At 56.5% G+C, this 25,474-nt stretch carries 26 protein-coding genes and 1 tRNA gene; 7 read left to right on the top strand and 20 right to left on the bottom strand.

The features are described 5' to 3' along the window. Positions 1 to 44 precede the first annotated feature (44 nt). Genes ED661_RS09995 through ED661_RS10005 form a run of 3 tightly spaced genes read right to left on the bottom strand, consistent with a single transcriptional unit; the run spans position 45 to position 3,163 of the window. Positions 45 to 860 (bottom strand): SDR family NAD(P)-dependent oxidoreductase, encoded by an 816-nt coding sequence (locus ED661_RS09995; protein ID WP_371412426.1) that lies wholly within the window; start codon positions 858 to 860, stop codon positions 45 to 47. 12 nt (positions 861 to 872) lie between these two features. Next, positions 873 to 1,988, bottom strand: a complete 1,116-nt coding sequence (locus tag ED661_RS10000; RefSeq protein WP_122073757.1) for an acyl-CoA dehydrogenase family protein — start codon at positions 1,986 to 1,988, stop codon at positions 873 to 875. Between the two features lie 5 nt (positions 1,989 to 1,993). Beyond that, on the bottom strand, positions 1,994 to 3,163 hold the full coding sequence (locus ED661_RS10005; protein WP_122074097.1) for an acyl-CoA dehydrogenase family protein: 1,170 nt from the start codon (positions 3,161 to 3,163) through the stop codon (positions 1,994 to 1,996). 171 nt (positions 3,164 to 3,334) lie between these two features. Here ED661_RS10005 and ED661_RS10010 point away from each other — a divergent pair, with 171 nt between their 5' ends. From ED661_RS10010 to ED661_RS10020, 3 genes are all read left to right on the top strand, one after another. Beyond that, positions 3,335 to 4,330, top strand: a complete 996-nt coding sequence (locus ED661_RS10010; RefSeq protein WP_122073758.1) for an NADPH:quinone oxidoreductase family protein — start codon at positions 3,335 to 3,337, stop codon at positions 4,328 to 4,330. A gap of 162 nt (positions 4,331 to 4,492) precedes the next feature. Then, the gene (aroQ, locus tag ED661_RS10015) at positions 4,493 to 4,948 is read left to right on the top strand and encodes a type II 3-dehydroquinate dehydratase (RefSeq protein ID WP_122073759.1); all 456 of its coding nucleotides are present in this window, start codon (positions 4,493 to 4,495) and stop codon (positions 4,946 to 4,948) included. Then, positions 4,945 to 5,700, top strand: coding sequence for a LuxR family transcriptional regulator (locus ED661_RS10020; protein ID WP_122073760.1), 756 nt, complete (start codon positions 4,945 to 4,947; stop codon positions 5,698 to 5,700). The genes aroQ and ED661_RS10020 overlap by 4 nt, the downstream gene beginning before the upstream one ends. Before the next feature lie 583 nt (positions 5,701 to 6,283). Here the strand turns inward: ED661_RS10020 and tsf are convergent. The 5 genes from tsf to ED661_RS10045 all read right to left on the bottom strand — a co-directional run bounded on the left by tsf (position 6,284) and on the right by ED661_RS10045 (position 10,045). Continuing rightward, positions 6,284 to 7,159, bottom strand: coding sequence for a translation elongation factor Ts (tsf, locus tag ED661_RS10025; protein WP_122073761.1), 876 nt, complete (start codon positions 7,157 to 7,159; stop codon positions 6,284 to 6,286). 90 nt (positions 7,160 to 7,249) lie between these two features. Then, complete coding sequence (rpsB, locus tag ED661_RS10030) at positions 7,250 to 8,005, bottom strand: 30S ribosomal protein S2 (protein ID WP_122073762.1); 756 nt, start codon at positions 8,003 to 8,005, stop codon at positions 7,250 to 7,252. Between the two features lie 157 nt (positions 8,006 to 8,162). Beyond that, a complete protein-coding gene (locus ED661_RS10035; protein WP_122073763.1) occupies positions 8,163 to 8,990 on the bottom strand; it encodes a 1-acyl-sn-glycerol-3-phosphate acyltransferase in 828 nt (275 codons plus the stop codon). A 3-nt stretch (positions 8,991 to 8,993) separates the two neighbouring features. Further along, positions 8,994 to 9,755 (bottom strand): GNAT family N-acetyltransferase, encoded by a 762-nt coding sequence (locus tag ED661_RS10040; protein WP_122073764.1) that lies wholly within the window; start codon positions 9,753 to 9,755, stop codon positions 8,994 to 8,996. Positions 9,756 to 9,862: 107 nt separating this feature from the next. Next, positions 9,863 to 10,045, bottom strand: a complete 183-nt coding sequence (locus tag ED661_RS10045; protein ID WP_122073765.1) for a DUF3553 domain-containing protein — start codon at positions 10,043 to 10,045, stop codon at positions 9,863 to 9,865. A gap of 27 nt (positions 10,046 to 10,072) precedes the next feature. Here ED661_RS10045 and ED661_RS10050 point away from each other — a divergent pair, with 27 nt between their 5' ends. Then, positions 10,073 to 10,669: a histidine phosphotransferase family protein gene (locus ED661_RS10050; protein WP_122073766.1), complete on the top strand. Its 597-nt coding sequence runs from the start codon at positions 10,073 to 10,075 to the stop codon at positions 10,667 to 10,669. A 100-nt stretch (positions 10,670 to 10,769) separates the two neighbouring features. On the opposite strand, the gene ED661_RS10055 is transcribed toward ED661_RS10050, so the two are convergent. From ED661_RS10055 to ED661_RS10085, 7 genes are all read right to left on the bottom strand, one after another. Next, the gene (locus tag ED661_RS10055; protein WP_122073767.1) at positions 10,770 to 12,035 is read right to left on the bottom strand and encodes a glutamate-5-semialdehyde dehydrogenase; all 1,266 of its coding nucleotides are present in this window, start codon (positions 12,033 to 12,035) and stop codon (positions 10,770 to 10,772) included. 99 nt (positions 12,036 to 12,134) lie between these two features. Next, entirely contained in the window at positions 12,135 to 13,241 is a 1,107-nt protein-coding gene (gene proB, locus ED661_RS10060) for a glutamate 5-kinase (RefSeq protein WP_122073768.1), read from the bottom strand. After that, on the bottom strand, positions 13,229 to 14,263 hold the full coding sequence (gene obgE, locus ED661_RS10065; protein WP_122073769.1) for a GTPase ObgE: 1,035 nt from the start codon (positions 14,261 to 14,263) through the stop codon (positions 13,229 to 13,231). The genes proB and obgE overlap by 13 nt, the downstream gene beginning before the upstream one ends. A 127-nt stretch (positions 14,264 to 14,390) precedes the next feature. Then, positions 14,391 to 14,927, bottom strand: coding sequence for a GNAT family N-acetyltransferase (locus tag ED661_RS10070; protein WP_122073770.1), 537 nt, complete (start codon positions 14,925 to 14,927; stop codon positions 14,391 to 14,393). A gap of 190 nt (positions 14,928 to 15,117) precedes the next feature. Then, positions 15,118 to 15,387, bottom strand: a complete 270-nt coding sequence (gene rpmA / locus ED661_RS10075) for a 50S ribosomal protein L27 (protein WP_122073771.1) — start codon at positions 15,385 to 15,387, stop codon at positions 15,118 to 15,120. An 11-nt stretch (positions 15,388 to 15,398) separates the two neighbouring features. After that, positions 15,399 to 15,962, bottom strand: a complete 564-nt coding sequence (locus ED661_RS10080) for a 50S ribosomal protein L21 (protein ID WP_122073772.1) — start codon at positions 15,960 to 15,962, stop codon at positions 15,399 to 15,401. 230 nt (positions 15,963 to 16,192) lie between these two features. Further along, a complete protein-coding gene (locus ED661_RS10085; RefSeq protein WP_122073773.1) occupies positions 16,193 to 17,056 on the bottom strand; it encodes a DUF2059 domain-containing protein in 864 nt (287 codons plus the stop codon). A gap of 121 nt (positions 17,057 to 17,177) precedes the next feature. Here ED661_RS10085 and ED661_RS10090 point away from each other — a divergent pair. Continuing rightward, positions 17,178 to 17,267, top strand: a tRNA-Ser gene (locus ED661_RS10090). A gap of 67 nt (positions 17,268 to 17,334) precedes the next feature. On the opposite strand, the gene ED661_RS10095 is transcribed toward ED661_RS10090, so the two are convergent. Continuing rightward, a complete protein-coding gene (locus ED661_RS10095) occupies positions 17,335 to 18,321 on the bottom strand; it encodes an AraC family transcriptional regulator (RefSeq protein WP_122073774.1) in 987 nt (328 codons plus the stop codon). 174 nt (positions 18,322 to 18,495) lie between these two features. On the opposite strand from ED661_RS10095, the gene ED661_RS10100 reads away from it, so the two are divergent. Beyond that, positions 18,496 to 19,641: an acyl-CoA dehydrogenase family protein gene (locus ED661_RS10100; protein WP_122073775.1), complete on the top strand. Its 1,146-nt coding sequence runs from the start codon at positions 18,496 to 18,498 to the stop codon at positions 19,639 to 19,641. A 262-nt stretch (positions 19,642 to 19,903) separates the two neighbouring features. Beyond that, positions 19,904 to 20,521, top strand: a complete 618-nt coding sequence (locus ED661_RS10105; protein ID WP_216822446.1) for a response regulator transcription factor — start codon at positions 19,904 to 19,906, stop codon at positions 20,519 to 20,521. A 19-nt stretch (positions 20,522 to 20,540) separates the two neighbouring features. Here ED661_RS10105 and ED661_RS10110 read toward each other — a convergent pair whose 3' ends face one another. The 4 genes from ED661_RS10110 to ED661_RS10125 all read right to left on the bottom strand — a co-directional run bounded on the left by ED661_RS10110 (position 20,541) and on the right by ED661_RS10125 (position 25,221). Further along, the gene (locus ED661_RS10110) at positions 20,541 to 22,274 is read right to left on the bottom strand and encodes a hybrid sensor histidine kinase/response regulator (RefSeq protein ID WP_122073777.1); all 1,734 of its coding nucleotides are present in this window, start codon (positions 22,272 to 22,274) and stop codon (positions 20,541 to 20,543) included. Between the two features lie 628 nt (positions 22,275 to 22,902). Further along, positions 22,903 to 23,961, bottom strand: coding sequence for a methyltetrahydrofolate cobalamin methyltransferase (locus ED661_RS10115; protein ID WP_122073778.1), 1,059 nt, complete (start codon positions 23,959 to 23,961; stop codon positions 22,903 to 22,905). 3 nt (positions 23,962 to 23,964) lie between these two features. Continuing rightward, positions 23,965 to 24,897, bottom strand: a complete 933-nt coding sequence (locus ED661_RS10120; RefSeq protein ID WP_122073779.1) for a methylenetetrahydrofolate reductase — start codon at positions 24,895 to 24,897, stop codon at positions 23,965 to 23,967. A gap of 27 nt (positions 24,898 to 24,924) precedes the next feature. Further along, positions 24,925 to 25,221: a virulence factor gene (locus tag ED661_RS10125; RefSeq protein ID WP_122073780.1), complete on the bottom strand. Its 297-nt coding sequence runs from the start codon at positions 25,219 to 25,221 to the stop codon at positions 24,925 to 24,927. Positions 25,222 to 25,474: the final 253 nt, after the last annotated feature.

The raw sequence follows: 25,474 nt of genomic DNA on the forward strand, positions 1-25,474 counted from the left end.
ATTTCTTCCTAACTTCAGTAATTTGCAGGTCAAACATGACCTGTTTATTCCATTGCGCTGGCAAAGATATTTTGGCCAGACATAACATTGATACCGCCCGAGATTGGCACCACGGAGCCGGTGACATAGGCGCCGCCCTTACCGCTAAGGAACAGGACCGATCCGGCAATATCCTCGTAGCAGCCAACCCGGCCTAGAGGCACATCTTTACCGACCTTCGCACGTTTTTCTTCGTCCCCCGTGGCAAAGGCGGTCATCTTTGACACAAAGGGACCTGGCGCCAGGGCATTTACTGTTACATGTTTATGGGCCAGCTCCTTGGCCAGGATTTTGGACATATGGATGACAGCCGCTTTGGAGGCCGCGTAGCTATAGGCCCCATCTCCCATTGGGACCTCTCCCATGACGGAACCCACGTTGATCACCCGGGCCGGATCCCCCAGCTCGCCGCTTTGGATCAGCATCGGCAGCAATCGGCGGGTCAGGTCAAAGACACCAGTAACATTGACGTTCATCACCTTTTCCCAGGCAGCATGGGGGAAGTCCTTCAGTTCCGCACCCCAGGTAATGCCTGAGTTATTCATCAGGATATCAAGCTGTTGGCTTCGGGATTTAACCTTTGCAACCAGGGCTTCGATCCCCTCCTCAGAGCCGACATCCCCGGCAAAGCCTTCGGCGGTTCCCGGTGCATCCAGGGCGTTCAGTTCTGCAGCTACGGCTTCGCAGGCATGCCCCTTGCGCGAGGCGATCAAGACCCGCGCGCCAGCCCGCACCATGGCTTCGGCGGCCATGCGTCCAATTCCGGTTGCGCCCCCCGTGATCAGCGCGGTTTTGCCATTGAGTGTAAACAGATCCTGCATCTTCAATTCTCCTTAGAAGCCGCGCAATTGGGCAACCTGCCCCGCGTGGTAGCCATAGTCACCCAGCCATTCGGCTGCGACCCTTGCGCGTTTCATGTAAAACCCCATGTCAAAGGCATCGGTCATGCCAATGCCTCCGTGCATCTGCACACCTTCCTGCACCGATTTCTGGGCTGTATCCGTTGCGCGGGCCTTGGCGACAGAAACCGCCAGTGTGGCCTGCTCCGGGTTCTCGTCGAGAATGCGGCCGGCATTCAATACCGCAGAATGGGTGAGCTCGATCTCACACCACATATGCGCGGCGCGATGTTGCAGGGCCTGAAAACTGCCAATGGTGATGCCAAACTGCTTGCGCTCTTTCAGGTAGTCGGTGGTCAGGGCAAAAGCCGCTTCCGCCAGTCCGGTGGTTTCAGCCGCTAGCGCCGCCTGCCCGGCCTCAAGCGCCGGTTTCAGCAACTCATAGCCTCTGCCAACCTCGCCTAGCAGGGCCTCGCCCGAGACCTCCACATCGTCAAACATCAGATCTGCCGCATCGCGGCTGTCGATCATTTCCAATGCCTTCTGAGTCAGGCCCGGAGATTTGTTGGAGAGATCAAACAGGCACAGCCCTTCATCACTTTTGGCCAAAACCAGGACACGATCCGCCTGGCAGCCGTCAACAACAAATCGCTTTTGCCCCTTCAAGACATAGCCGTTTCCACGTTTTTCTGCCGTGAGTTCAACCTGTTCGGGCGAAAACTTAGCGCTTTCATCCAGCGCTAGCGCATAGGTAAGCCCACCCGCAGCTATCTGTTTGAGCTTTTCGGTTGTGGCCTCATCGCTGAGCTGTCGCAACAGGGTGGCGGCCATAACGGCGGTGCTCAAAAACGGGCTGACCGTCAGGTTGCGCCCCATCTCGCGGGCCAGAACATGGGCTGCGGCATGGCCCATATCAGAGCCATCAGCCGCTTCGGGTACCAGTACACCTGCCCATCCGGCCGATGTCATTTCTTGCCACAGCTCAGGGTCGTTGCGTTTGCCAGCATCCCGCATCTCGCGCAGGCGCGACACCGGAGCCGATTTGGAGAGGAACCCATGGGCTGCCTCTGACAGGAGGGTTTCTTCCTCTGTTTGAATGAGTTTTGCCATGGTTCTTATCCTGGAAGGTTCAAAATGCGACGGCTGATAATGGAGAGCATCACCTCAGAGGTGCCCCCTTCGATCGAGTTGGCTTTGGTCCGCAGCCAGGAAGAGGCCGCAGTATCCGCCCAGGTCAGGCCGGCGGAACCGTCAGCAGCCATCTCTAGCTCCAGCCGTTTCTTGTTCAGCTCTGTGCCCATGTATTTCAACATGGCAGAGGCATCCCCAACACCCTGGCCCCCTTCGGCCTGGTCCTTGTAGCGTTCCAGCGTCATCTCCAGCGCCAGGCTGTCTACCTCGGCCCGCATGGCTTCGCCGCGCAACACCGGATCGCTTTCACCTGTTTCGCTATCAGACAGTACCGCCCCCAGAGCCCGCCCTGAGCCCATGACATTCCCGCCATTGCTGATCATCTCGCGTTCATGAGTGAGCAGGTATTTCGCCACATCCCAGCCGCGGTTGATGGTGCCGACCACTTGGTGCTTTGGCACCTCGACATCCTCAAAAAAGGTCTCGCAAAAGGGCGAGGCACCAGAAATCAGCCGGATCGGCCGGGTGGTAATGCCGGGGCTGCGCATATCCATAAGCACAAAGGAAATCCCGAGGTGTTTCTTGGCCTCACGGTCGGTTCTGAGCAGGGCAAAGATCCAATCCGCACGATCCGCGTAAGAGGTCCAGATCTTTTGCCCGTTGACCAACCAGGTCTCACCCTGGTCCGCCGCATGGGTCTGCACCCCGGCCAGATCAGATCCGGCGCCGGGTTCAGAATAGCCCTGGCACCAGCGGATCTCACCCCGGGCAATTGGCGGCAAGAAGTGCAATTTCTGCTCTTCACTGCCAAATTTCAAAAGCGCCGGGCCCAGCATCCAAATGCCAAAGCTATCCAGTGGAGAGCGCGCGCCAATGGCCTGCATCTCTTCCTTCAGGATCTTGTCTTCATCCCGGCTAAGTCCAGCGCCACCATAGGGTTTTGGCCATGTAGGCACGGTAAATCCACGTGCCGCACAACGGTCAAGCCAGGTCTTTTGTGCGTCACAGGTAAAGGTCCAGGTGGTCCCTCCCCAACAGATTGCGTCCTCTCCGGCCGCGCCATCGCGCATTTCTGGCGGGCAATTGGTCTCTAGCCAGTCCCGTACCTCGCGACGAAATTCAGCCAGATCGCCTTCCGCGTCAACTTCACCCATGGTCATATTTCTCCTCAACCCCGCCTCCCAGAGCCTCCCGTGGCGTCAGGCGGTTTCACAATGTAGAATTACATTTCGCTATGCCATTGACAACGCGCCTGAGCGGCAGAAGACTTTACGTAATTTTAGGAAACACCAGGCTGCCTCCGTGCTGCCAGAAGGGCGAAGACGATGAAATCTATGCTAAGCACCACTCCCGGTGGACCCGAAACGCTGGTCTGGAGTGATCAACCGGACCTCACCCCCGGTAAAGGCGAGTTGTTGGTTGATATCCGGGCGGCAGGTGTCAACTTCCCCGATACGCTGATCATTCGAGATCTCTACCAGATGAAACCGCCACGCCCCTTTGCGCCAGGTGGTGAAATTTCTGGTGTTGTGGCGGCCCTGGGTGAAGGCGTCAGCGGCTATGAGATCGGCGAGCGGGTGCTAGCACTGACGGGGCACGGTGGCTTTGCCACCCAGATCTGTGTGGCGGCCAATCAGGCGGTCAAATTCCCCGAAGCAATGCCTTTTGAACAGGCGGCGGGCTTTGTCTTTACCTATGGCACCTCTTATCACGCCCTCAAAGATCGGGCGCAGTTGAAGCCCGGTGAGACCCTGTTGATTTTGGGCGCTGCCGGCGGGGTTGGCGCTGCGGCGATTGAGTTGGGAAAAGCCATGGGGGCAAAAGTGATTGCAGCGGTGTCTTCACAGGAAAAGGCCGCCTTTTGTGCTGAGATCGGCGCAGATGAAACTCTGGTCTATGATCGGGAAATGGGGCGTGACGCACAAAAGGCATTCTCCAAAAGTATCAAAGAATTATCCGGAAAATCTGGTGTAGATGTCGTCTATGACGCGGTGGGCGGGAATTACGCAGAACCAGCCCTGCGTTCCATGGCCTGGTTGGGGCGTTACCTGGTAGTGGGCTTCCCAGCTGGTATCCCTGAAATCCCGCTGAACCTGCCGCTGCTAAAGGGCTGTGACATCCAGGGGGTTTTCTGGGGGGCCTCGGTCTTTCGTGACCCCAAAGGGCATGCCGAGAACATGGCCGAGCTGCAGACACTTTATGGCGCAGGCAAGATCAAGCCGCAGATCTGTGAAGTCCTGCCGATGACAGAAGCAGCCAAGGCGCTGGAGATGATGCAGGACAGACGGGTCATGGGCAAAGTCATCCTGACCAATAGCTAGCGCGCGAATTAGGGCCAACAACAAGACGAGCAGACCGCCTGGATGCTCGTCTTTTTTCGTGCGAAAATAGCAACATACTGCATGTAAAACCGTGCTGATTCACATCGCTTTCCCTGTGCAAACCAACTGTTTCAGCTTAAACCTGAATTTAGGAGAAGTGTAATGCAGAGTTTATTAGTACTGAACGGTCCAAATCTTAACCTACTTGGGACCCGACAACCCGAAGTTTACGGGCCAGAAACCCTCGAAATGCTGGAAGAAACCTGTGTTGAACATGGCAGGAAATCCGGATTTCAGGTTGAGTGTTTGCAATCAAACCACGAAGGGGCTTTGCTGGACGCCATTCATGCGGCCCGCGGTAAACATGCCGGGATTATCCTGAACGCTGGTGCCTACACCCATACCTCCATCGCACTGATGGATGCCATTCTCTCGGTTGAGATCCCGACTGTTGAGGTCCACCTGTCCAATATCCATGCCCGTGAGAGCTTTCGCCACCAGTCCTATATCGCGAGGGCTGCAATAGGCCAGATCTGCGGTTTTGGCAGGCAGGGCTATTTGATGGCGATTGATGCCCTGGTGCAGAAGTTATCTCAAGTAGACGGTGCAACCGCATGACAATGTTGGATTACCTTCACTTTGTTTCCGGCGCCAAAAGCCTGGAGGAGCTCTGGCACACCCATGTCTTGAAAATGGAAGAATACGGGTTTGACCGGCTCATCTACGGCTATACGCGGTTCAAGACTGAAACCTCGCTGGGCGACCCGGACGATTTTGTTATCCTCACAAATCATGACCAAAAATACATCTCTGGCTTTCTGCATCAGGGCCTCTATCGCCAGGCACCAATGGTGCTATGGGCGTTGGAGAATGAAGGCGCCGGCAGTTGGACCAAGATCCGGGAATTGCTTGAAGACGGGCAGCTTAGCCCGGGTGCCAAACAAGTAATTGAATTCAATGAGCGCATGCAGTTGAACGCTGGTTATACAATCAGCTTCTTCTCGGCCTCCAAACGCTACAAAGGTGCAATCTCGCTGGCGGCAAAGCCCGGGAGTAGCCAAAGCGAGTTGGACGAAATGTGGCAAGAGCACGGTGAGGATATCGTGCTGATGAATAATGTGGTTCATCTCAAAATTCTGACCCTGCCCTATGACCCCCCGAATCGCAGCCTCACCAGCCGTCAGCGCGAAGCCCTGGAGTGGGTTGGCGACGGAAAAACCACCCAGGATATTGCTTTGCTCATGGGGCTGACCTCGGCCACAGTTGAAAAGCATCTGCGTCTGGCGCGGGCTTCGCTGTCGGTCGAAACCAGTGCGCAGGCAGTTCTAAAAGCAGCTCTGCAAAACCAGATGTATGTGCTTGAAAACTAGTAATCTTAGTCACGAGAAGAAGGCTCTCAGAGCGCTAAAATGTTGGATGCGCACTCTTCGCGTAAAAGGGGAACCTTCCCTAGGGGAAGAGTGCGCTATTCGGGTAAGGAAAACACTACTACACTCATTGCGCTATTTCAGGCAGAATATAGCTGTTCCGTGAGTGGTGGCTTTAGCCTAGGAACTTTGGGAAATGATCCTTGCAATACCAGGGCTCTCAGACCTGTTCGGTTTCTGGCGTGTATTTTTCCACGCCAGTACCGTGTTAAAGAGGGGTCCCATCCATCCCCATCAATGGGGCCTCTCGTCTCCCCTCCCTCCCTTTACCCTACGTCTTGGTGCCAGTTCGACCTGCTGTCCAAATTGTACCATTTCCCAAGGCTCCCTCCCGCTTTTAAGGCGAAGTCAAAGCGCCAGTAGATGGGTCTTGGTACATTGCGCGCTTTGGTTCATTGGCCTGCTTTGCGTTGCCTTCTGTCACTTCCGCACATTCTACCCCCCTTTGTTTGATCAAACTCCGCCAAACAAAAAAAGAGGCTGACGGAAAACCGCCAGCCCCTAAATTCTGTCGCTTTGTAAAAGCTTAGCCTTGGGCAGCTTTTGCAACTTCAGCTGCGAAGTCTTCTTTTTCGACTTCGATGCCTTCGCCAACTTCCAGACGCACAAAACCGGTGATGGTCGCGCCTGCTTCTTTTGCAGCGGCTTCCACAGTGAGGTCAGGGTTCACAACAAAGGCCTGGTTCAGCAGAGTGGCTTCGGCGACGAATTTCTTCATGCGACCAACGATCATCTTCTCGATGACGGCCTCAGGCTTACCGGATTCGCGTGCGATATCCATCTGAACCTGCTTTTCTTTCTCAACAACCGAAGCATCCATGTCGGCCTCAGAGAGAGCGGCAGGGTTAACAGCTGCAATGTGCATTGCAACCTGCTTGCCGAATGCCTCATTGCCACCGGTCATTGCGACCAATACGCCGATTTTGCCCATGCCAGCGGTTGCGGCATTGTGGACGTAAGAGATCACGGTCTCGCCTTCCAGCGCAGCCATGCGGCGCACCGACATGTTCTCACCAATGGTGGCGATCTTGGCGGTGATCACGGCCTCGACGGACTTGCCGCCCATGTCAGCAGCTTTCAGCGCGTCAACGTCCGCAACACCCAGGGCAACCTTGGCGATACCGCCAACCATTTCCTGGAATTCAGCGTTTTTGCCAACAAAGTCGGTTTCAGAGTTCACTTCAACCGCAACACCTTTGCCGCCATCAACAACAACGGCCACCAGGCCTTCTGCTGCGGTACGACCGGATTTTTTGGCCGCTTTGGCCAGACCTTTGGTGCGCAGCCAATCAACGGCGGCTTCCATGTCGCCATTGGTTTCGGTCAGCGCTTTTTTGGCGTCCATCATGCCGGCGCCGGTGGAGTCGCGCAGTTCTTTAACGAGTGCAGCTGTGATTGCCATCTTTAGGCTCTCCTCAAATCAAAACGGAATTGGGGCAGGTGATACCCTGCCCCGCATGTCAAATCTGTGACAAGTAGTGAGGCTGGATGCTTATTCAGCAACAGCTTCTTCTACAGGCGCATCTTCCAGGGCGCCGAGATCAACACCGGCAGCACCCAGCTGAGCGGACATGCCGTCCAGAGCAGCACGTGCAACCAGATCGCAATACAGGTTGATGGCGCGCGATGCGTCATCGTTACCTGGGATCACAAAGTCAACGCCATCAGGGGAGCAGTTGGTGTCGACAACTGCCACAACCGGGATACCCAGTTTTTTGGCTTCGGCGATGGCCAGTGCTTCTTTTTTCACGTCGATGACGAAAAGCAGGTCAGGAACACCGCCCATTTCGGCGATACCGCCGAGGGAGGCCTGCAGTTTCTGCTGGTCACGTTCCATGCCCAGGCGCTCTTTCTTGGTGAGGCCTTCGGCACCACCTTCGAGCTTCTCGTCGATTTCGTTCAGACGCTTGATCGACTGGGAAACAGTTTTCCAGTTGGTCAAGGTGCCGCCCAACCAGCGGTGGTTCATGTAGTACTGAGCGGATTTCTCAGCGGCTTCAGCGATGGGGCCTGCGGCCTGACGCTTGGTACCAACAAAAAGAACGCGGCCGCCCTTGGCAACGGTATCACGAACAATTTGCAGAGCTTGGTCCAGCATTGGAACGGTCTGTGTCAGGTCCATGATGTGGATGCCGTTACGCGCGCCATAGATATATGGGCCCATACGTGGGTTCCAGCGCTGTGTCTGGTGACCAAAGTGTACGCCTGCTTCCAGCAGCTGGCGCATGGTGAACTCGGGAAGAGCCATGCTAATATTCCTTGTTTCCGGTTTCAGTCCTCGGTGGGGGTTCAGAGCATCTGCTCCAACCGGCGGCCCATTTAGGGATTTCTCCCCCAGACAGGCCAAACCCCACCTGCGGGTTTGATGGCGCGCGTATAGGCCAGGATTGCCTTGCCTGCAAGCGCTAATTGCGCATCTCAGCATGGCCTTGCCGTACCACGCGCTCACACTCCGCAGCCAAGGCCTTGCGGTGGGGAAAATCACTCACCTTCAGCGGCGTATGATAGGTCAGCTCAACCCGCCCTTGACGCAGGGAGGCCAGGGTTTTCAGCAGATGTGGGCCAAACTCCATTTCACCCCACCATCCGTAAAACCGCTGCTCAGCCCCGTTGGGGGCATGAAACACCGCCGAAACCGGCTGGATGTAACAAATATCGCGCAGGTGATCGCCAAAGAAGGCGGCAAAAAGCGTTGTTTTAAAGGGAAGAACCCGCAGCCCGTCGGTGGAGGTGCCTTCGGGGAAAAACAACAGCTTATGCCCAGCCATGAGGCGGGCCTCAAACAGGTCGGTCTGCTCCTTGGCGCGGGCCCGGTTGCGTTCGATAAAGACGGTTCCGGTGGCGCGCGCCAGCCAGCCGATGCCAGGCCAGGCGGCCACTTCGGCCTTGGAGACAAAGTAGATCCGCTTTTTGGCGTTGAGGGCAAAGATATCCAGCCAGGAGGTGTGATTGGCCACCACAGCGCCGCGGTGTTTCATCAGGGTGCCATGGGCCGTAAAGCCAATCCCCAGGATACGAAAGGCATTGCGGCAGACAAACTGAGTAATAAAGGGCGTGACCGGTCGGTGCAGTCCGCAAAGCGGCCGCTCTATTAAGCGCACCAGCAGCAAGAGCAGCAAACCGCCAAACACCAGTGTCCCCAGGAGACTAGCACGTAGCAGGATTAGGACCCCGCCAAGGGCGGTGATCCGCAGTGGCTCAGGTGGTTCGCCTTCACTCCAGGTCGCAGACATCTGTTATCCCTTGACCTTATCGGTGCTGTAGAAGCGTTTTTGCCGTGCTGTCATGCGGGCGGTGTCGAGGATCATCATAACATCCGTGGTGTTAAAGTCGTGATCAATAAAGGCCCCATCTCCCACCATGCCACCAAGGCGCAGGTAAGCCTTGATCAGGGCCGGGCAGTCGACCATGGCCCGCTTGCGGTCCACGGCATCGGCAGGCAGCAGATCCATGCTCTGGTAGCGGCGCGATCTGCAGCGAAGCGGTTCTGGCGCCAGGTAGTCCTGGTTCAGCACGGTCAAAGGGCCCGACAATGCATCCAGGTTGGTGCCGGCAAAACTTGCGGTGCCAAACAGGATCTCGATACCCTGTTCGCTCACATAGTCATTGAGGCCCGCCCAGAGGTAAAACAAAGCCGTGCCGCCACGAAACTGGGGGTGCAGGCAGGATCGCCCCAGCTCCAGCAATCTCCGCCCGGAGCTGGTCAGTGGCGCCAGATCGTATTCGGATTCGGAATAGAACTCCCCTGCCGCCAACGCCTGATCGCTGCGCATCAGACGGTAAACGCCAACCACGCGCCCCGTCTCAGTCTCGCGGATGATCATATGGTCACAAAAAGCATCGAACTGGTCCTTCTCCAGACCTTCATGATGATCAACCAGGGCGCCATCCGCCCCCATCTCGCTCACAAAGACTTCATAGCGAAGCGCCTGAGCCTCCCTCAGGTCGGTCTCATCTTTGGCCAAAGAGACGGTGAATTCTGCTGGGCTGTCAGCCATGTACCAGGGCTTTCATTGATCCGTTCGCGCCGCTGATAGACCGCGAGGGGCGTAATAGGCAAGGTTTTCGTAAAACTCTCCGGGGTTTCTTAACTATTCATAAACCGTTAAGCCTCATTCACTAGAATCAAGGGGACACGCGCCCCATCGAAGACCAGTTTTCCCTGGTCTGGGAAATTGACAGTAATTTTGCCACCTGCGTTGGATTGGACCTCACCCGGTCCCCATTCAGGATAGTCCGGATGTTTCACACGCATGCCGGGGGCTAGAAATGCATTGAGGTCGATCATGTGATGGGCCCAATTCGGAGGAATGTTATGGCCGTAGATACCGCCAATTTGGCCGCTTTGATAGGGTCCAGAATTTGTCACGATTTGATCAGCCCTGTCGGTGCCATCAACAACGGATTAGAGCTCTTGGCGATGTCCGGTGCAATGGTCGGCCCTGAGCTGGAATTGATTTCCGACAGCGTGCTCAACGCCAATGCCCGCATCCGGTTTTTCCGCATTGCCTTTGGCGCCGCCGGCGACCAGCAGATGGGCCGGGCCGAAATTGTATCGGTTCTGGATGACATCAGCAAAGCAGGCCGGTTGAAGTTCCAATGGGACCATTCCGAGGGATGCAGCCGCAGTGAAGTCCGCATGGCCTTTCTTGCAGCGCTGTGCCTGGAGACCGCCCTGCCCTATGGCGGCATGATTTCGATCTCTTGCGATGCTGGAAAATGGACCGTGGCCGGCGAAGGCCGCAAGATCAACGTGGAAGCTCCGCTCTGGGGCTATCTAGACGCCAGCGATACCTCGGCAAACCTCGCCCCCGCACAGGTGCAATTTGCCATGCTTCCCGTCGCCGCCCAGGAGGCTGACCGGAAGGTTGGATTTGATCATACTGAAGAAAAGATCACAGTCTGGTTCTAGGCAACTTATGCTCTGATCTCGGCTTTACTGTCGGACAGAATGAAAAAGCCCCAATCGTCAGATTGGGGCTTTTTTACTTTATTCACAAGATACTTATGACTTAAGAGCGGATCGTTCCATCGCCGCGCACCAGATATTTGAAACTGGTCAACTGGGCGGCGCCGACAGGTCCACGCGCATGCATCTTGCCGGTGGCAATGCCGATCTCAGCCCCCATGCCAAACTCACCGCCATCCGCAAACTGCGTCGAGGCATTATGCATCAGAATGGCACTGTCCAGCTCCGCAAAGAACTGGCTCACAGCCGCTTCATCCTCAGTGATGATGCAGTCTGTATGCTGGGAATGATATTTGCGGATATGTTCGATTGCATCCTCAATACCTGCCACCGGCTTTGCAGCAATCACCTTGTCCAGAAACTCCTTGCCCCAATCGTCCTCTCCTGCAGGGGACATTCCCTCAGGTCCGGTCAACCCACCAGCGGCATGGATTTCCACCCCCGCTGCCGCCAGAGCAGTCAGCACATCTCGGCCAATGGTGTCGACAATATCACGGTGGATCAGCAGACATTCCGCAGCGCCACAGATACCGGTACGGCGGGTCTTGGCGTTCAAAACCACCTCAAGCGCCTTTTTCGGATCCGCTGATTTATCGAGGTAGATATGCACGATGCCTTCAAGATGGGCAAAGACCGGCACGCGCGCTTCGCGCTGCACCAGCCCTACCAGCCCCTTGCCACCACGCGGCACGATGACATCGACATAGTCGGTCATGGACAGCAATTCCTGCACCGCAGCACGGTCACGCGTGGGTACCAGTTGCACCGCATCCTCAGGCAGGTTGGCCCCGCGCAACCCCTCGGCCAGGCAGGAGTGAATGACCTGACTAGAATGAAAGCTCTCGGAACCACCGCGCAAGATCACGGCATTGCCGGACTTCAGGCACAACGCACCGGCATCCGCCGTGACATTGGGACGGCTTTCATAAATCACGCCGATGACCCCCAGCGGTGTTCTCACCCGCTGAATGTTGAGGCCCGAGGGCTGCTCCCACTCCGCCAGAACCTCGCCAACGGGGTCAGCCTGATCGGCCACCGCGCGCAGCCCGTCAACGATGCCCTGAATGCGGGGCTCATCCAGCATCAGCCGATCCATCATGGCAGGTGACAGATCTTTTGAGGCCCCGAATTCAAGGTCTTTTGCATTGGCGGCAATGATCTCAGCCCGCCGGGCCCAGACGGCCTCTGCGGCGCCAATCAAGGCGGCATGTTTGCGCTCGGCGCTGGCCATGGCCAGTGTTTGCGCCGCCCGCTTTGCACGAATGCCAAGCTCCTGCATCACTGCGGGGATATTTTCAATGTCGTTCATCGGTCTCTTCTAAGCCTTTGCTGATCGAGGCTGGTGCTGTTCAGATGCCGCCAAGATAAGTGCGGCACCGTCATTGTTTCCAGCCCCAAAGTAACAGGGTCAGAGCGCCATATCGTCCCGGTGGATCAAAGCAGCCCGGCCGGGATAGCCCAGCGTTTCTTCGATCTCGGCAGATTGGCGCCCCTGAATGGCACGGGCTTCGTCACCAGTGTAACGTGACAAGCCCTGCCCCAGTTTGCGCCCGTCCGGGGTAAGGATGGCCAGGGGATCCCCCCGGCCAAAGCCACCCTCCACATGACAAACCCCTGCGGGCAGTAGGCTGTTGCCATTTGCAAGCGCACGCGCGGCGCCGGCATCCACGGTAATCTCGCCGCGCGGCTTCATGGCTGCGATCCAGCGCTTGCGGGCGACCTGGGGGTCATCCTGTGCTGTGAACCAAGTGCAGGTCGCGCCGTCATTTAGTGTTTTCAATGGGTTCAAAGGCGAACCTTCAGTGATCACCATGGCGCAACCGGCCGCAGTTGCCATCTTGGCGGCCAGCACCTTGGTGATCATGCCGCCCTTTGACAGGCCTGAAACACCATCGCCGGCCATGGCTTCGATCTCTGGCGTGATCACGTCGATCTGATCATAGCGTTTTGCCGCGGGGTCCAGAGCAGGATTGGCACTGTAGAAACCATCCACATCTGACAGCAGGACCAGCGCATCAGCGCCAACAGTCACGGCGACCTGGGCCGCCAGACGGTCATTGTCACCATAGCGGATCTCATCCGTGGCAATGGTGTCGTTTTCATTGACGATGGGCACTGCACCAAGACCAATCAGTGTCCCAAGCGTTGCGCGCGCATTCAAGTAACGACGACGATCAGCACTGTCCTCCAGCGTCACCAGCACCTGCGCGGTGGTGATCTGATGCGGTGCCAGTGCTTCTTCATAGGCGCGGGCCAGGCGAATTTGACCAACGGCGGCAGCGGCTTGTGACTTCTCCAGTGGCAGATCAGCACGGGGGAGCCCCAGCACTTCGCGCCCCAGGGCAATCGAGCCGGAGGAGACCAGGATCACATCCTTGCCCTGCGCCTTCAGCCAGGCCACGTCATTGGCAAGCGAATGCAGCCAGCCAGAGCGCAACTGCCCCGTGGTGCGATCCACCAGCAAGGCTGAGCCAATTTTGACAACAATACGCTTGGCGTCGGTTAGGGTCGCCAAGGTTCTTGCTCCTCAACGGGTTTCTGACGGATGCGATCATCATCAATCTCGGCCCGCACAGCGCGCAGAACCTCGTTCAGACCTTCGCGGCTGACACCGGACATCATCAGAACCTTGTCACCAACAGCCGCTTCCAAGGCCGCCAATGCCTCAGCGCGTTCCTCGTCATCCAGCGCATCAACCTTGTTCAATGCGGTGACACGTGGCTTATTGGCCAGCTCACCACCGTAGGCTTCCAGCTCATCAATGATGGTCTGATAGTCACCAGCGACATCATCTGAGGTGCCATCAACCAGATGCAGCAGAACGGCGCAGCGTTCAACATGGCCGAGGAACCGGTCACCAATGCCCTTGCCCTCATGAGCGCCGGCAATCAGACCGGGGATATCGGCCATAACAAATTCAGTGTTATCAATGCCAACCACCCCGAGGTTCGGGTGCAGCGTGGTAAAGGGATAATCCGCAATCTTGGGGCGTGCGTTGGAGGTCGAGGCAAGGAAGGTGGATTTGCCTGCATTAGGCAGCCCCAACAGGCCGGAATCCGCGATCAGTTTCAGCCGCAGCCAGATGGTGCGCTCGACCCCTTCCTGACCGGGGTTGGCGCGCCGCGGTGCCTGGTTGGTGGAAGATTTGAAATGCAGGTTGCCAAAGCCGCCATTGCCACCCTTGGCCAGCTGAACCCGCTGGCCGATTTCGGTCATATCCGCCAGAACAGTTTCCTGATCCTCGTCGAGGATCTCGGTGCCAACAGGCACCCGCAGGATGATCTCCTCGCCATCCTTGCCGGTGCGTTGCCGCCCCATGCCGGACTGGCCATTATTGGCAAAGAAATGCTGCTGATAACGAAAGTCGATCAGCGTGTTCAAGCCATCCACGGCCTCGGCCCAGACAGAGCCCCCCTTGCCGCCATCACCGCCATCCGGGCCACCATATTCGATGTATTTCTCGCGCCGAAAGCTAACGCAGCCGTTACCACCGCCACCGGAGCGGACGTAGACCTTTGCAAGATCGAGGAATTTCATGGTGGCTCCTTAGCTGCGCTGCCCCTATTCGGGCGCAGCGCGGAAATACGATTGGGTCAACGCGCCCCCTGATGAGGCCCGCCAATTGTCTGTGAAGTGCCTTACCTGAAAGCGCTGGCCGCGCCAATCACAGTTTTCGGCTATAGGTCCAGGTGGGCACATTTGCATTGCGGCTGACCGAGAAACTCTCGGCATCGCCCAGATAGTCAAAACCGCAATGGATCAGCACCCGCGCAGAGGCTGGGTTATCCTGAAAAACCGAGGCAAACATGGCGACATTACCCAGAGGATTGGCGCTGACCAGTGCCTCTACCGCCTCAGATGCCAGGCCAGTGTTCCAAAACAGCGGTGCGATCCAGAAACTGACTTCGGACTGGTCGCGGTCCATCTGTTTGAGGCTGATAATCCCCTTCAACTCTTCACCACCGTCTGGCGTACCGTCGATGGCCCAGATTTCCTCTTCCCGTGTCGCAGAGGCGGCGCGGGCCACATAGGCCTCTACGGCACCGGGGGGCATCGGATGCGGAATGGAGGGGGTCATGCGGGCCACGCGCTCATCGCTCATGTATTGAGCAATAAGGCCGCTGTCGGAGTCCCGAAGCGGGCGCAGCACAAATCGGCTGGTCTCAATAACCTGCTGATCCTTCACATTATCCAGGCTCATATCTCTGCTCCTTTTGCAAAGAAATCGGAAACGGAGGCGCGTTTGAAAAACTGCAACAGAACCGACCTAAGAAAGGCATGGCCGTTTTCAAGGCGCCGATACTAAACAACTAAGGCGCGGCTGCGCCAAATAAAAAGAGGGGACCGGCTATTGCCGATCCCCTCATTGTTCAAAACCTTGTGGGTTCGGTTTACTCAGCGGCCTCCGCCACTGGGAGAACCGATACAAAGGTGCGGCCTTTGAGGCCTTTGTGGAAGGTGACAGCACCGTCTGTCACAGCAAAGATCGTGTGATCTTTGCCCAGACCTACGCCCTCGCCCGGCCAAAATTTGGTGCCGCGCTGACGAATGATGATGTTGCCTGCGATGGCCGCCTGGCCACCATAGAGTTTCACACCGAGGCGGCGACCAGCTGAGTCGCGGCCGTTACGGGAGGAACCACCAGCTTTTTTATGTGCCATTCTGTCTCTCCTTAGCCTTTAGCCAGATCTTTGGCCTGTGCAACCCACTCGGGTTTCACTTTGACCGCGTCAATACCAGCAATGTCGTCTTCGGACAAGGCTGCGATCTGGGCAAAGCTTGTCAGACCAGCTTCATTCAGCTTTTTGGCGGCGGCAGGGCCTACACCGGTCAGCTGAGTAAGATCATCTGCGCCAGCTGCTGCTGCCGGAGCTGCCTTTGGGGCGGCTTTGGCTGCGGCTTTTGGAGCGGCTTTGGTTGCGCCGGATGCCAGGATCTCGGTGATCTTGATCAGGGTCAGTTTCTGACGGTGGCCCTTGGTGCGCTTGGAGGAGTGCTTACGACGACGCTTCACGAAGTGAATGAGCTTTTCGCCTTTGATCTGGTCGATCACTTCTGCCTTAACAGCAGCGCCATCTACCAGAGGAGCACCAACCACGGGGGCGTCGCCACCGAGCATCAGGATTTCGTCGAACTGGATTGTTTCGCCAGCATCAGCAGCCAATTTTTCAATGCGGAGGATATCACCCGCCTGAACTTTGTACTGCTTGCCGCCAGTCTTGAGGACCGCAAACATCTGCGTGTTTCCTTTATCAACCGCGTCCTTTGGTCCCCTATCGGGTGTTTTGGCCAGGTGGCCACCTCGAACAGCGCGCCCCGGTTGGGGCCGTATTACAAAATGAACCCGGCACAGAGAATCCGGGCCGGGATGGCGCATTTGCCTGAATGTAGCGGTCTGTGTCAACCCACTTTAGCGCCCTGCTCTGGCAGAACCCAAAAGGCGCAGGAAAAACGCAGGCGGCGCACCTAGATATCTTCGCCCTGCCCCAGCTCTTTCATGCGATAGGCCAAAGCTTCGAACCGATTGGCGGTGATCTCAAACTGCACCGCATTCAACAGCTCATAGACCTGCTGCATCAAAGGCGTTTCCAGGGCCTCGACATAGGCTTCAACCTCAGCCTCGCTAAACCCCTGATAGGTATATGCAGAAGCCGCCAGATTGGAGGCGCGCAGCGCAATACGCATCTCTGCTTCCTGATCCCGCTGAAAGGCACGCAGTCCTTCCGCATCCAGTTGCAGCTCGATAACGCCAGCAGCATTGGCCGCCATCAAAAACCTGAACTGGATCTGTTGCAGGGATTTCAATCCCGATCCAGCGGCATCAATCGCCCGGCTCATCCGGTGATACAACGCGACCCGCTTGCTGCCTGCCTTGACCAGATCTGCAATGATGCGTTCACCAGCAGCCTGCTTTGTGTCGCCTTCCGCAACCAGATGTGAGGCATTTTCAGCCGTGACCAAACGCTGCCCCAGATCACTGGCATAAAAGGCCGCAGCATGGCTCAGGGCCTCTTCTTCCAGGGTCTCTGTCAGGATGTCGAGCGCCAGTTCGCGCATTTTTTCCTGATTAAACACCGCCCGGGACAGACGCGTCCACTCGGAGCCAAAGTCGCCCGCCGACAACCCCAACATGCGCGGTGCATCGCTCGCAGAAAGAGCAATACTGTCGAGTGCGACATCAAATCCCGTCACTTCCAGAAAGGCCTCGACCTTACCACGTTCTGCAGCCTGAGCCGGGGTGAAAAGAGAAAGCGCTAGCAAGCTAAGGGCAAACAGGGAGCGCGTCTGAACGATGGAAAGGAGAAGGGTGCGTTTTAAAAACTGTCTCATACTTGAAATCTAGGTGAAAACTGCGACCAAACAATGAAAAAATACCATTCTCAAAAGAAGTTGAAAAACCCCTTGCACTGGGCTGCGTTCAGCCTTAAACGCTCCTCCACCAGACCCCCGCGGAGAGGTGCCGGAGTGGTCGAACGGGGCGGTCTCGAAAACCGTTGAGCCTTCACGGGTTCCCAGGGTTCGAATCCCTGTCTCTCCGCCACTATCCCCATTTCATTTGAGATCACTCTTGCGAGAACGGACCCGGTGATGCCTTTCGATGCTGAACCTCAGGCCCGGTTTCGAATTGAGCCTGGTGTCGCCCCAAACCAACGGTTGAAGGCTCGGAAAAAGGCACTGGGCTCTGCATATCCAACCCGCTGAGCAATTTCCGCAATGGGAAGACTGCTGTTCTTAAGCAATGAGATCGCTAGATTGCGGCGGCGTTCTTCCTTGATTTCACCAAAGCTCTGCCCCTCCTCCTTTAGTCTTCGGTGCAGGGTCGAGGTGGACATGCCAAGCATCGAAGCGATCTCATCAATGCTGGCCCAGGATTCCATCGCGCCAGTCGACAGTTCTGCGATGACCTTTGCCTTGATTCCATCACCATGGCGATAACCGCTCAGAAAGGCGGTTGGAGCGGATTTCAGAAAGCTCTTCAACGCGCGGTCCGATCGGTTGATGGGCTTGCGCAGGTATTTTCGCTCAATAGTCATCTGAGCCATCTCTGCGCCAAACTGTACCGGGACGCCGAAGAAATCGCCGTAGTCATTTGTCCCTGAAGGTTCCGGGCAGGGAAACCGAATTTGCCGGATCGGAATCCGTTCACCGATCAGCCAGCAATTCAGCGCGTGTAGAATGGTGAAATAGACCCGATAGGCAAAGGCGGATTTAGCAGGCCCGGTCTCCGCTAACGTTACCTGAGCCATGCGCCCGTCGATCCGCAAACGGCCCGCCGGATCCTCCAGAAGGATTGTCAGAAACCGCAGTGCCCGGGCCACAGCGACCTCCAGGTTTGGCGCGTGCCGCGTGGCATGCCCCAGCAGGGTGAAACTGCCTGGGCTCATGGGGCGCGCGCCAAGGCCAAAGAATTCGTCCTGCATGCGGAAGGACAGCTCTAGCCAGATCTGGCCAAACTGCTGGGGGCTGAGATGTTGCAAATCCTCCTGCAAAATACCCAGATCTGCGATCAATGCCGCCATATCGACGCCAGCCAGTCGGCCACTTTCCATGGCTTCTTCGGCAAAGGCCTGTGGGATTACTGTGGTATTCAACATGGCATTTCCTGTCAGCTATTTGAAACATATTGGCATCGCTTACGATAGCCTTCAACTCTATGGTTGCCCGATGAACAATCCTGCCCCCTGCCCGTTGCAGCCTTCGGCTGCCTACCCGGTCAGTTCTAAGGGTCGAGGCATTCGCGGCCCTCAGGGGCACAGAGGAGAGATGACATGCTTGACGAAACACAATCCGCCATCCGCGACATGGCAGCTCAATTCGCACAGGACCGTTTGTGGCCCGGGGCTGAAGAACGCGACAAAACCAAGGCTTTCCCCCGCGCGCAACTGACAGAGATGGGCGAACTGGGGTTTCTGGGAATGCTCGTCCCGGAGAAATATGGCGGCATCGAACTCGATGCGGTCACCTACGCCAGTGTTGTTGAAGAAGTCGCCGCCGGAGACGGCTCCTGCTCGACCATTCTCAGCGTGCACAGCTCGGTTGGCTGTGGCCCGATTGTGAAATACGGCACTGAGGAACAGAAGCAGAAGTACCTGCCCAAACTGGCAAGCGGCGAGTGGATCGGCGGCTTTGCACTGACGGAACCGCAGGCCGGGTCGGATGCATCCAAGCTGAAAACAACAGCGGTTCTGGATGGCGATTCCTATGTGCTCAACGGTTCCAAACAGTTCATTTCCTCTGGCAAGAACGGCAAGCTGATCATCGTCTTTGCCGTGACCGACAAAGAGGCCGGCTCCAAGGGGATCAGCGCCTTTATCGTCGAGACCGACACCCCCGGATATGAAGTGGTGCGGGTCGAGGAAAAGCTGGGGCTTCATTCTTCGGATACCTGCCAGCTGTCCTTTGAAAACATGCGCGTGCCAAAGGAAAACCTGCTGGGCACTGAGGGCGAAGGCTATAAGATTGCCTTGGCAAACCTTGAGGGCGGGCGCATCGGCATCGCCTCGCAGGCCGTCGGCATGGCGCGCAAGGCGATGGAACTTGCTGTCGAATATGCACAGGAACGCAAAGCCTTTGGCAAGGAGATTGCCCAACATCAGGCTGTCGGTTTCCGGCTGGCGGATATGGCCACCAAGGTTGAGGCCGCCCGCCAACTGGTACAGCACGCAGCGCGCCGCCGTGATGCCGGTCTGCCGGCGCTGCGCGAAGCCTCGATGGCCAAGCTTTTTGCCACGGAGATGGCCGAAGAGGTCTGTTCCGCTGCGATCCAGACCTTTGGTGGCTATGGCTACCTGAGCGATTACCCGGTCGAGCGGATTTACCGAGACGTACGTGTGTCGCAGATCTATGAGGGCACGAGTGATATCCAACGTCTGGTTATCGCGCGCGATTTGCTGGCCAATCCCGGCCCGCGTTGAACGATAACCTGAACCCAAAAATCGGGGCGGGCTTAGCTGGCCCCGAATACCACCGCGACCCGGCTTTGGTGCAGGGCAAGGTGTAAAACTAGGCTGGATAACGTCGGATCGAGACGCAAAACCCATCTGTCGCGGGCTTCCCTCAGGTAATCACATAAACGTGACCCGGTATGAAATTTCTTTGATTGGCGTCAAAGACAGTCACCTGTAGATTTTTAGAATAAGGGTTCTAACCAGCTGAATCCAAATGGAGAGATCGGTCGTGACTGCCAAGATCATTATCGCGGATGACCACCCTCTGTTTCGAACAGGATTGCGACAACTGGTACAAAAGCAGGCGGCGGCTCATATTATTGAAGTCGCGGATTTTGCCGCTTTGATGCAACAGGCCCAGCAAGATCCGCCACCTGACGCCATGATCCTGGATCTTGTTTTTCCGGGGTTTGACGGTGTCGCCAGCATTTCAAAACTCCGCGAAGCCTATCCGCTTTGTGCGCTGATCGTGGTTTCCATGAACGATGCCCCAGAAAATGTCGACCTAATCATGGCTACAGGTGCCAACGGGTTCATTTCAAAGGCAGTCCCCCCCGATCAAATGGCGCAGGCGATTTCTGACATACTGGCAGGTCAGTGCCTGGTCTGTCTGGAAAGTGAGGAAGAGGTTCCTCAGGATCAGATCGTGGATATTTCGCGGTTATCGCCGCGCCAGCGGGAGGTTCTATTGCGTTTGGGTCAGGGCAAGACCACCAAAGAAATTGGCCGCGAACTAGCGATCTCCCCCTACACTGCGCGCGCTCATATCTCTGCCCTGTTCAAAGCGCTGGGCGTATCCACCCGGTCGGCAGCTGCGGCAATTGCCGTTCAAGCAGGTTTGGTGTGAACCCTGGGATAACGCGGGTTTAACTTGCCTCGAGATCGCGCGCGCTTTTTGCCATGGCCAATAGAACAGACCTGAGCTGGACCGGTGTAACCGGCTTTTGCAGTACCCAGGCGCCCTCCTCCTTGGCCTGTTGCTGAATGGCCTGAGTGATCGTACCGCTGATCAGGGTAACCGGAACCGGACGCTGCCATTTTTTGATCAGGTTCTTTGCCAGGGCCAACCCGTCTTCCGCCTCGTTCAGGTGGTAATCCATCAACAAGAGATCTGCATCCGTTGGCATCTCTTCACTGGGCAAACAGGTAACAACATTATAGCCCCAACCCGACAGGAGTTTTTGCAGGCCAACCAGAACGTTCTGATTGTCATCAACAACCAGAATTTTGAGACCTGCAGGCTCGCGCGCATGGTGCGGCGCCAGAGCAGCGCCTGCCCTCTTGGCAGAGCCGTCAACCATTGGGAGCCCAACGACAGCGACATGGGTGCCGTGCCCCTCAACGGAGTTGAAACTGACATCCAGCTCCAGCAAGTCAGCAGTCCGCTGCACAATTGACAACCCCAAGCCCAAGCCTTCGACCCGCCCCGGCCCATGCGGATTGCCGCGGAAGAACTCGGTGAAAACCTTGTCCTGAAACTCATGGGCGACTCCAGGTCCCTGATCCAGAACATGAATGCTCAGATGGTCCTTCTTCTGGCGCACACCGATAAGAATGCGTGAGCCAGGCGCGTACTTTACCGCATTGAACACCAAATTCTGCAAAATGGAGCTCAAAAGAGCATGGTCCGTTTTGATCCAGAGAGAACTCGGCACCATGATCAAAGTACAGTTGTTCTCCATCGCTTCAGGCTGAGCCTGACGGATGACCTGAGCCAACACATCCGCCACTGCAAACTCGGTGTTTTCAGGGCGTATCCCGGCGGAATCCAAGGCCGAGATATTCAACAGGGACTTAAATAGCCTCGCTAGGCTTTCGACCGACAGATCAATCGTTTCCAGAGTATCGCGCGCCTCGTCATTCAGTGGATGCGCCCGAAGGCTCTCGGTCAGCAAGCCGATGGCGTGAATGGGCTGTCGTAAATCGTGGTTTGCCTGTGCCAGAAACCTAGTTTTGGCTTCATTTGCCTGTTCAGCTTCTGCAGCGGCATTGGCAAATTTCTCTGCCAGATCCAGGTTTTCTGACTTTGCCTCCAGATATTTGGTGAGGGCATTATAGGTGTCCTCAGCCAGCCCATGCATCATCACCATAAAGATCACCACCAGGCCCGCCAAAAGGTAGAAATCCCCGCCCAGCGAGGAAACCCGCAGGGTGACAAGGCCAAGAAAGGGAATTTGATAGTACAAAAACGAGTACTTAAAGATGCCCAGAGATTGGGTGGAGGCCGCCGCCGCCCCGGCGACAATTGACATCTGAATGGAGAAATACGCCGCATTCTCGGTATTGAAGCCAAAGAACAGGAACAGCCCCCAGCTGACCCCGACAAAACCAAACAGCCAATACAGCTGTTTTTCCCACCGGTTGAGATCGGTGCTTTCCATCACCGCCTGCCGCCGCAGATAGTAAAGCGCACTAGGGGTTAGGACGATCTCCACCCCCCCCCAAAGCACAAGCCAGGGCCAGGCGAGAACGTCATGGGCCAGATAGATCAGCACTGAAACGGCGGCAAAATGCCCGAGGAAGATCTTTGCCGGCGCCTGTGCAAAAAGCAGGACCCGCTCCCGCTGGAAATCGACGGTTTCAGGCAGGGAGGGTGTCATTTCTAGTCCAGTTTTTGCAAATATGTCAGCAAGCTACCTGTTCCCGGCTGGGACCGCACTAGTACATTTGCAGCAATTGCCCTCTGCCCAATTTTTGGGCTAAATTTCGGGCATCGGTTGCTTGGCCCGGACGGGCGGTTCTGGTCCTAAACAGGATCACCCAAAGGTAAAAGACGCCGAGAACTGACCTGGGACACGAAATGTACCATGGGGTTTTGCTGGGGGAATGACACGCGGGTGGCATTCTTGTATTTTCGAGCTAAAGCAACATGTTGCAGCGGGGAATGTAGCAAGAGGCGCTGGCGGTTGGTCCTTCCGGTCAACCAGGTCCAGATATTTTAGCGCTCTTGCAACGTCTTTGGCACCCTGAAACCCCAGGCCAATACCGACCGTGGCCCCGCCAATCTTATTTCAGATGGGGCCAGGTGTGAGGGTGCAATCGGACAGGGAATTGGTAAAACAATCCCTGTCCCTACCTCCCTCTATCTCCAGTTCTCAACCCAGCAGTCAGGTTTGCCTTTTGTGGCAAGAGACTTTGGCTTCCCATTTCACACAGAACCAGGCGCCCGCAAGAAAAAAGGCCGGGTTCCCCCGGCCTCTCTAATAGAACTAATGGTCTTGGGGGCTGTCAGGCCCGGCGACGGCGACCACCGCGACCACCACGACCACGACCCTCTTCACCTTCTTTGGCTGGGGCCTTGTTGAACTTGATCCATTCGCCACCGTGGGGGTCATTGTTGGTCAGGAAGTTGGCAGCGCGGATTGCTTCCATTTCCTTACCAGCACGTGGTTTCATTGACCCCAGACCAAACATGGTCACGAATGTCTCATCATCCATACCTTCGGGCAGAATGATACCGGAGGCAGCAACCTCTTCCTTCTTGGCAGCCAGTGCTTTTTGCGTCACGGGCAGACCAACCGGGTTCATGATCGCCGAAGTCATACCAGCGCCCATCGCCATCGGCAGGAAGGCGTTGTTGATTCCATGGCGGTTTGGCAGACCAAAGGAGATGTTCGACGCACCACAGGTAGTGTTCACGCCCAGTTCCTCACGCAGACGACGCACCAGGGCAAAGACCTGCAGGCCCGCTGTCCCCATGGCACCGACCGGCATCACCAGCGGGTCAACCACGATGTCATGCGCGGGAATGCCAAAGTCTGCCGCGCGCTGGACGATCTTTTTCGCCACTTCAAACCGCACGTCCGGGTCTTCGGAAATACCAGTGTCGTCATTGGAGATCGCAACAACCGGCACATTGTATTTCTTGACCAGCGGCAGGATCTCTTCCAGGCGCTCTTCTTCGCCAGTGACCGAGTTCAGCAGCGGGCGGCCTTCGCAGACTTCCAGACCGGCCTCTAGTGCGCCAGGGACCGAGGAGTCGATGCACAAAGGCACATCAACAAGCCCCTGAACCAGCTCAACAATCTTCCGCATCAGAGGCGGCTCTGTCTCGTTTGGGTTGGGGTTGGAGTTGTAGACAACGCCTGCGTTGATATCGAGCACAGTTGCGCCAGCCAGAACCTGCGCCACCGCGTCTTTTTCAACGGTGGAAAAATCGCCCGCTTCCAGTTCCGCTGCCAGTTTTTTACGGCCGGTGGGGTTGATCCGCTCGCCAATGACACAGAAGGGCTCATCAAAGCCCATAACAGCGGTTTTTGTTTTAGATTCGATAACCGTACGGGTCATTGTTTATCCTTGCGGGTTGACGGGCTGCGCGGAGGCGCCGCCGTTGTTGATGGCCCAGGTGGCATTGGTCTTGATGCCGCCAAGTGGGAAAAAGTGAACTTTGGTGATGTTGAAATCAGGGTTCGCGGCCTTGTGGGCTGCAAGATCCGTCAGAATCTCACCGGGCTCATGTGGCAGCAGCAGTTTGGTCACGTCCTTGGCGCGCTTTTGCAGCACTTTCAGCGACGGACCGACGCCACAGGCAATCGCAAATTTGATCATAGTCTGCAGCTTGGCCGGACCGGCAATACCGATATGGACCGGCAGGTTCATGCCGCGCTCGCTCAGCTCATTAACCCAATCGATGACCGGTTGGGCTTCAAAGCAGAACTGGGTTGCCAGGGCCATCTCAGCGTCAGTGCGCTTGGAGAATTCCTGTTTCCAGTCCAGCGCCGCATAGGTGTTTGCGCGCCCGCCTTTGGGATCGATATCGAGGTTGGGCTCTGGGTGGCCTGCAACGTTCAGATGGGTGAACCCAGCCTTGTCGAACAGACCAGTTTCCAGCAGCTGCATTGACGAGTGGAAATCGCCTTTGGGCTCTGCAACGCCACCGGCCAGCAACAGCGCCTGCTTGACACCAGCTTCGCCCTGGTAACGGGAAATCCAATCGGCCAGAGTGACTTCATCCTTGATGATGCGCGCCGGGAAATGCGGCATGACATCATAGCCTTCATCCGCAATCCGTTTGGCAGTGGAGACCATGTCCTCAATCGGAGTGCCATCGATATGAGCGATATAGACGCGGGTTCCGGCCGGCAAGAGAGCGCGGAAGTCCTCGACCTTGGTAGCCGTGCGCGGCATCACTTCGATGGAATAGCCTTTCAGAAAGGCCTCCATTTCAGGGGTGACGGGCTGATCAGCGCCAGAATCGCGTTTTTTGAAGTTCAACAAAGCCATCACGGCCTCCCAATAGTGGTGTCAGGCTCACGCCCATCCGTCATTTGCAATCAGGGTCTTGAGACGATCCTGATCATATTCCGCTTCCAAACGTTTGGCCTCAGATTCGGCAACTTCGCCAGCGTCACCTTCCAATGCATAGGGCGCCGCCTTGCGCCATTCTGCAAGGTAGGCATCGCTGTCTTTGGCATTGACCTTCATTGCAGCCCGGTCGATTGCCTGTTCAAAACGCTCCTCCAATTGCCGTTTTGAACCGCGACGACCTTTGCCCACGATGACCTGCGCGGGGATATCGCGCCAGTATACGATCGTAACATCCACCATGGTAGCTTGTCCTCCTGAGACGTCTGATAATTTTTGTTTCTAGTGCGTCCCGTTTGACAGAGTACGCCGGATTTCGACACCACTTGGGTTTTGAGCGACTTTTTCCTGTCTCTTGAATACAAAGCCGCCTCCACTCTGGCCACCGCTGGGAGAGGTCAAAATACTCATCAAACATATGAGTTTGTCACAAGCTTTGCGGTTAATCCCCAAGCTCTGCACCTTCAGCCCCTGTTTATAGCCTCCAGATGCCCTT

This window comes from Pseudophaeobacter sp. EL27, from assembly GCF_900313025.1.
GTDB lineage: Bacteria > Pseudomonadota > Alphaproteobacteria > Rhodobacterales > Rhodobacteraceae > Pseudophaeobacter.

What these genes read in the sequence shown, in the direction of transcription:
- ED661_RS09995 (WP_371412426.1), bottom strand. Translation starts at nt 860, where the DNA reads ATGCAGGATCTGTTTACACTCAATGGCAAAACCGCGCTGATCACGGGG.
- ED661_RS10000 (WP_122073757.1), bottom strand. Translation starts at nt 1,988, where the DNA reads ATGGCAAAACTCATTCAAACAGAGGAAGAAACCCTCCTGTCAGAGGCA.
- ED661_RS10005 (WP_122074097.1), bottom strand. Translation starts at nt 3,163, where the DNA reads ATGGGTGAAGTTGACGCGGAAGGCGATCTGGCTGAATTTCGTCGCGAG.
- ED661_RS10010 (WP_122073758.1), top strand. Translation starts at nt 3,335, where the DNA reads ATGAAATCTATGCTAAGCACCACTCCCGGTGGACCCGAAACGCTGGTC.
- aroQ (WP_122073759.1), top strand. Translation starts at nt 4,493, where the DNA reads ATGCAGAGTTTATTAGTACTGAACGGTCCAAATCTTAACCTACTTGGG.
- ED661_RS10020 (WP_122073760.1), top strand. Translation starts at nt 4,945, where the DNA reads ATGACAATGTTGGATTACCTTCACTTTGTTTCCGGCGCCAAAAGCCTG.
- tsf (WP_122073761.1), bottom strand. Translation starts at nt 7,159, where the DNA reads ATGGCAATCACAGCTGCACTCGTTAAAGAACTGCGCGACTCCACCGGC.
- rpsB (WP_122073762.1), bottom strand. Translation starts at nt 8,005, where the DNA reads ATGGCTCTTCCCGAGTTCACCATGCGCCAGCTGCTGGAAGCAGGCGTA.
- ED661_RS10035 (WP_122073763.1), bottom strand. Translation starts at nt 8,990, where the DNA reads ATGTCTGCGACCTGGAGTGAAGGCGAACCACCTGAGCCACTGCGGATC.
- ED661_RS10040 (WP_122073764.1), bottom strand. Translation starts at nt 9,755, where the DNA reads ATGGCTGACAGCCCAGCAGAATTCACCGTCTCTTTGGCCAAAGATGAG.
- ED661_RS10045 (WP_122073765.1), bottom strand. Translation starts at nt 10,045, where the DNA reads ATGATCGACCTCAATGCATTTCTAGCCCCCGGCATGCGTGTGAAACAT.
- ED661_RS10050 (WP_122073766.1), top strand. Translation starts at nt 10,073, where the DNA reads ATGGCCGTAGATACCGCCAATTTGGCCGCTTTGATAGGGTCCAGAATT.
- ED661_RS10055 (WP_122073767.1), bottom strand. Translation starts at nt 12,035, where the DNA reads ATGAACGACATTGAAAATATCCCCGCAGTGATGCAGGAGCTTGGCATT.
- obgE (WP_122073769.1), bottom strand. Translation starts at nt 14,263, where the DNA reads ATGAAATTCCTCGATCTTGCAAAGGTCTACGTCCGCTCCGGTGGCGGT.
- ED661_RS10070 (WP_122073770.1), bottom strand. Translation starts at nt 14,927, where the DNA reads ATGAGCCTGGATAATGTGAAGGATCAGCAGGTTATTGAGACCAGCCGA.
- rpmA (WP_122073771.1), bottom strand. Translation starts at nt 15,387, where the DNA reads ATGGCACATAAAAAAGCTGGTGGTTCCTCCCGTAACGGCCGCGACTCA.
- ED661_RS10080 (WP_122073772.1), bottom strand. Translation starts at nt 15,962, where the DNA reads ATGTTTGCGGTCCTCAAGACTGGCGGCAAGCAGTACAAAGTTCAGGCG.
- ED661_RS10085 (WP_122073773.1), bottom strand. Translation starts at nt 17,056, where the DNA reads ATGAGACAGTTTTTAAAACGCACCCTTCTCCTTTCCATCGTTCAGACG.
- ED661_RS10095 (WP_122073774.1), bottom strand. Translation starts at nt 18,321, where the DNA reads ATGTTGAATACCACAGTAATCCCACAGGCCTTTGCCGAAGAAGCCATG.
- ED661_RS10100 (WP_122073775.1), top strand. Translation starts at nt 18,496, where the DNA reads ATGCTTGACGAAACACAATCCGCCATCCGCGACATGGCAGCTCAATTC.
- ED661_RS10110 (WP_122073777.1), bottom strand. Translation starts at nt 22,274, where the DNA reads ATGACACCCTCCCTGCCTGAAACCGTCGATTTCCAGCGGGAGCGGGTC.
- ED661_RS10115 (WP_122073778.1), bottom strand. Translation starts at nt 23,961, where the DNA reads ATGACCCGTACGGTTATCGAATCTAAAACAAAAACCGCTGTTATGGGC.
- ED661_RS10120 (WP_122073779.1), bottom strand. Translation starts at nt 24,897, where the DNA reads ATGGCTTTGTTGAACTTCAAAAAACGCGATTCTGGCGCTGATCAGCCC.
- ED661_RS10125 (WP_122073780.1), bottom strand. Translation starts at nt 25,221, where the DNA reads ATGGTGGATGTTACGATCGTATACTGGCGCGATATCCCCGCGCAGGTC.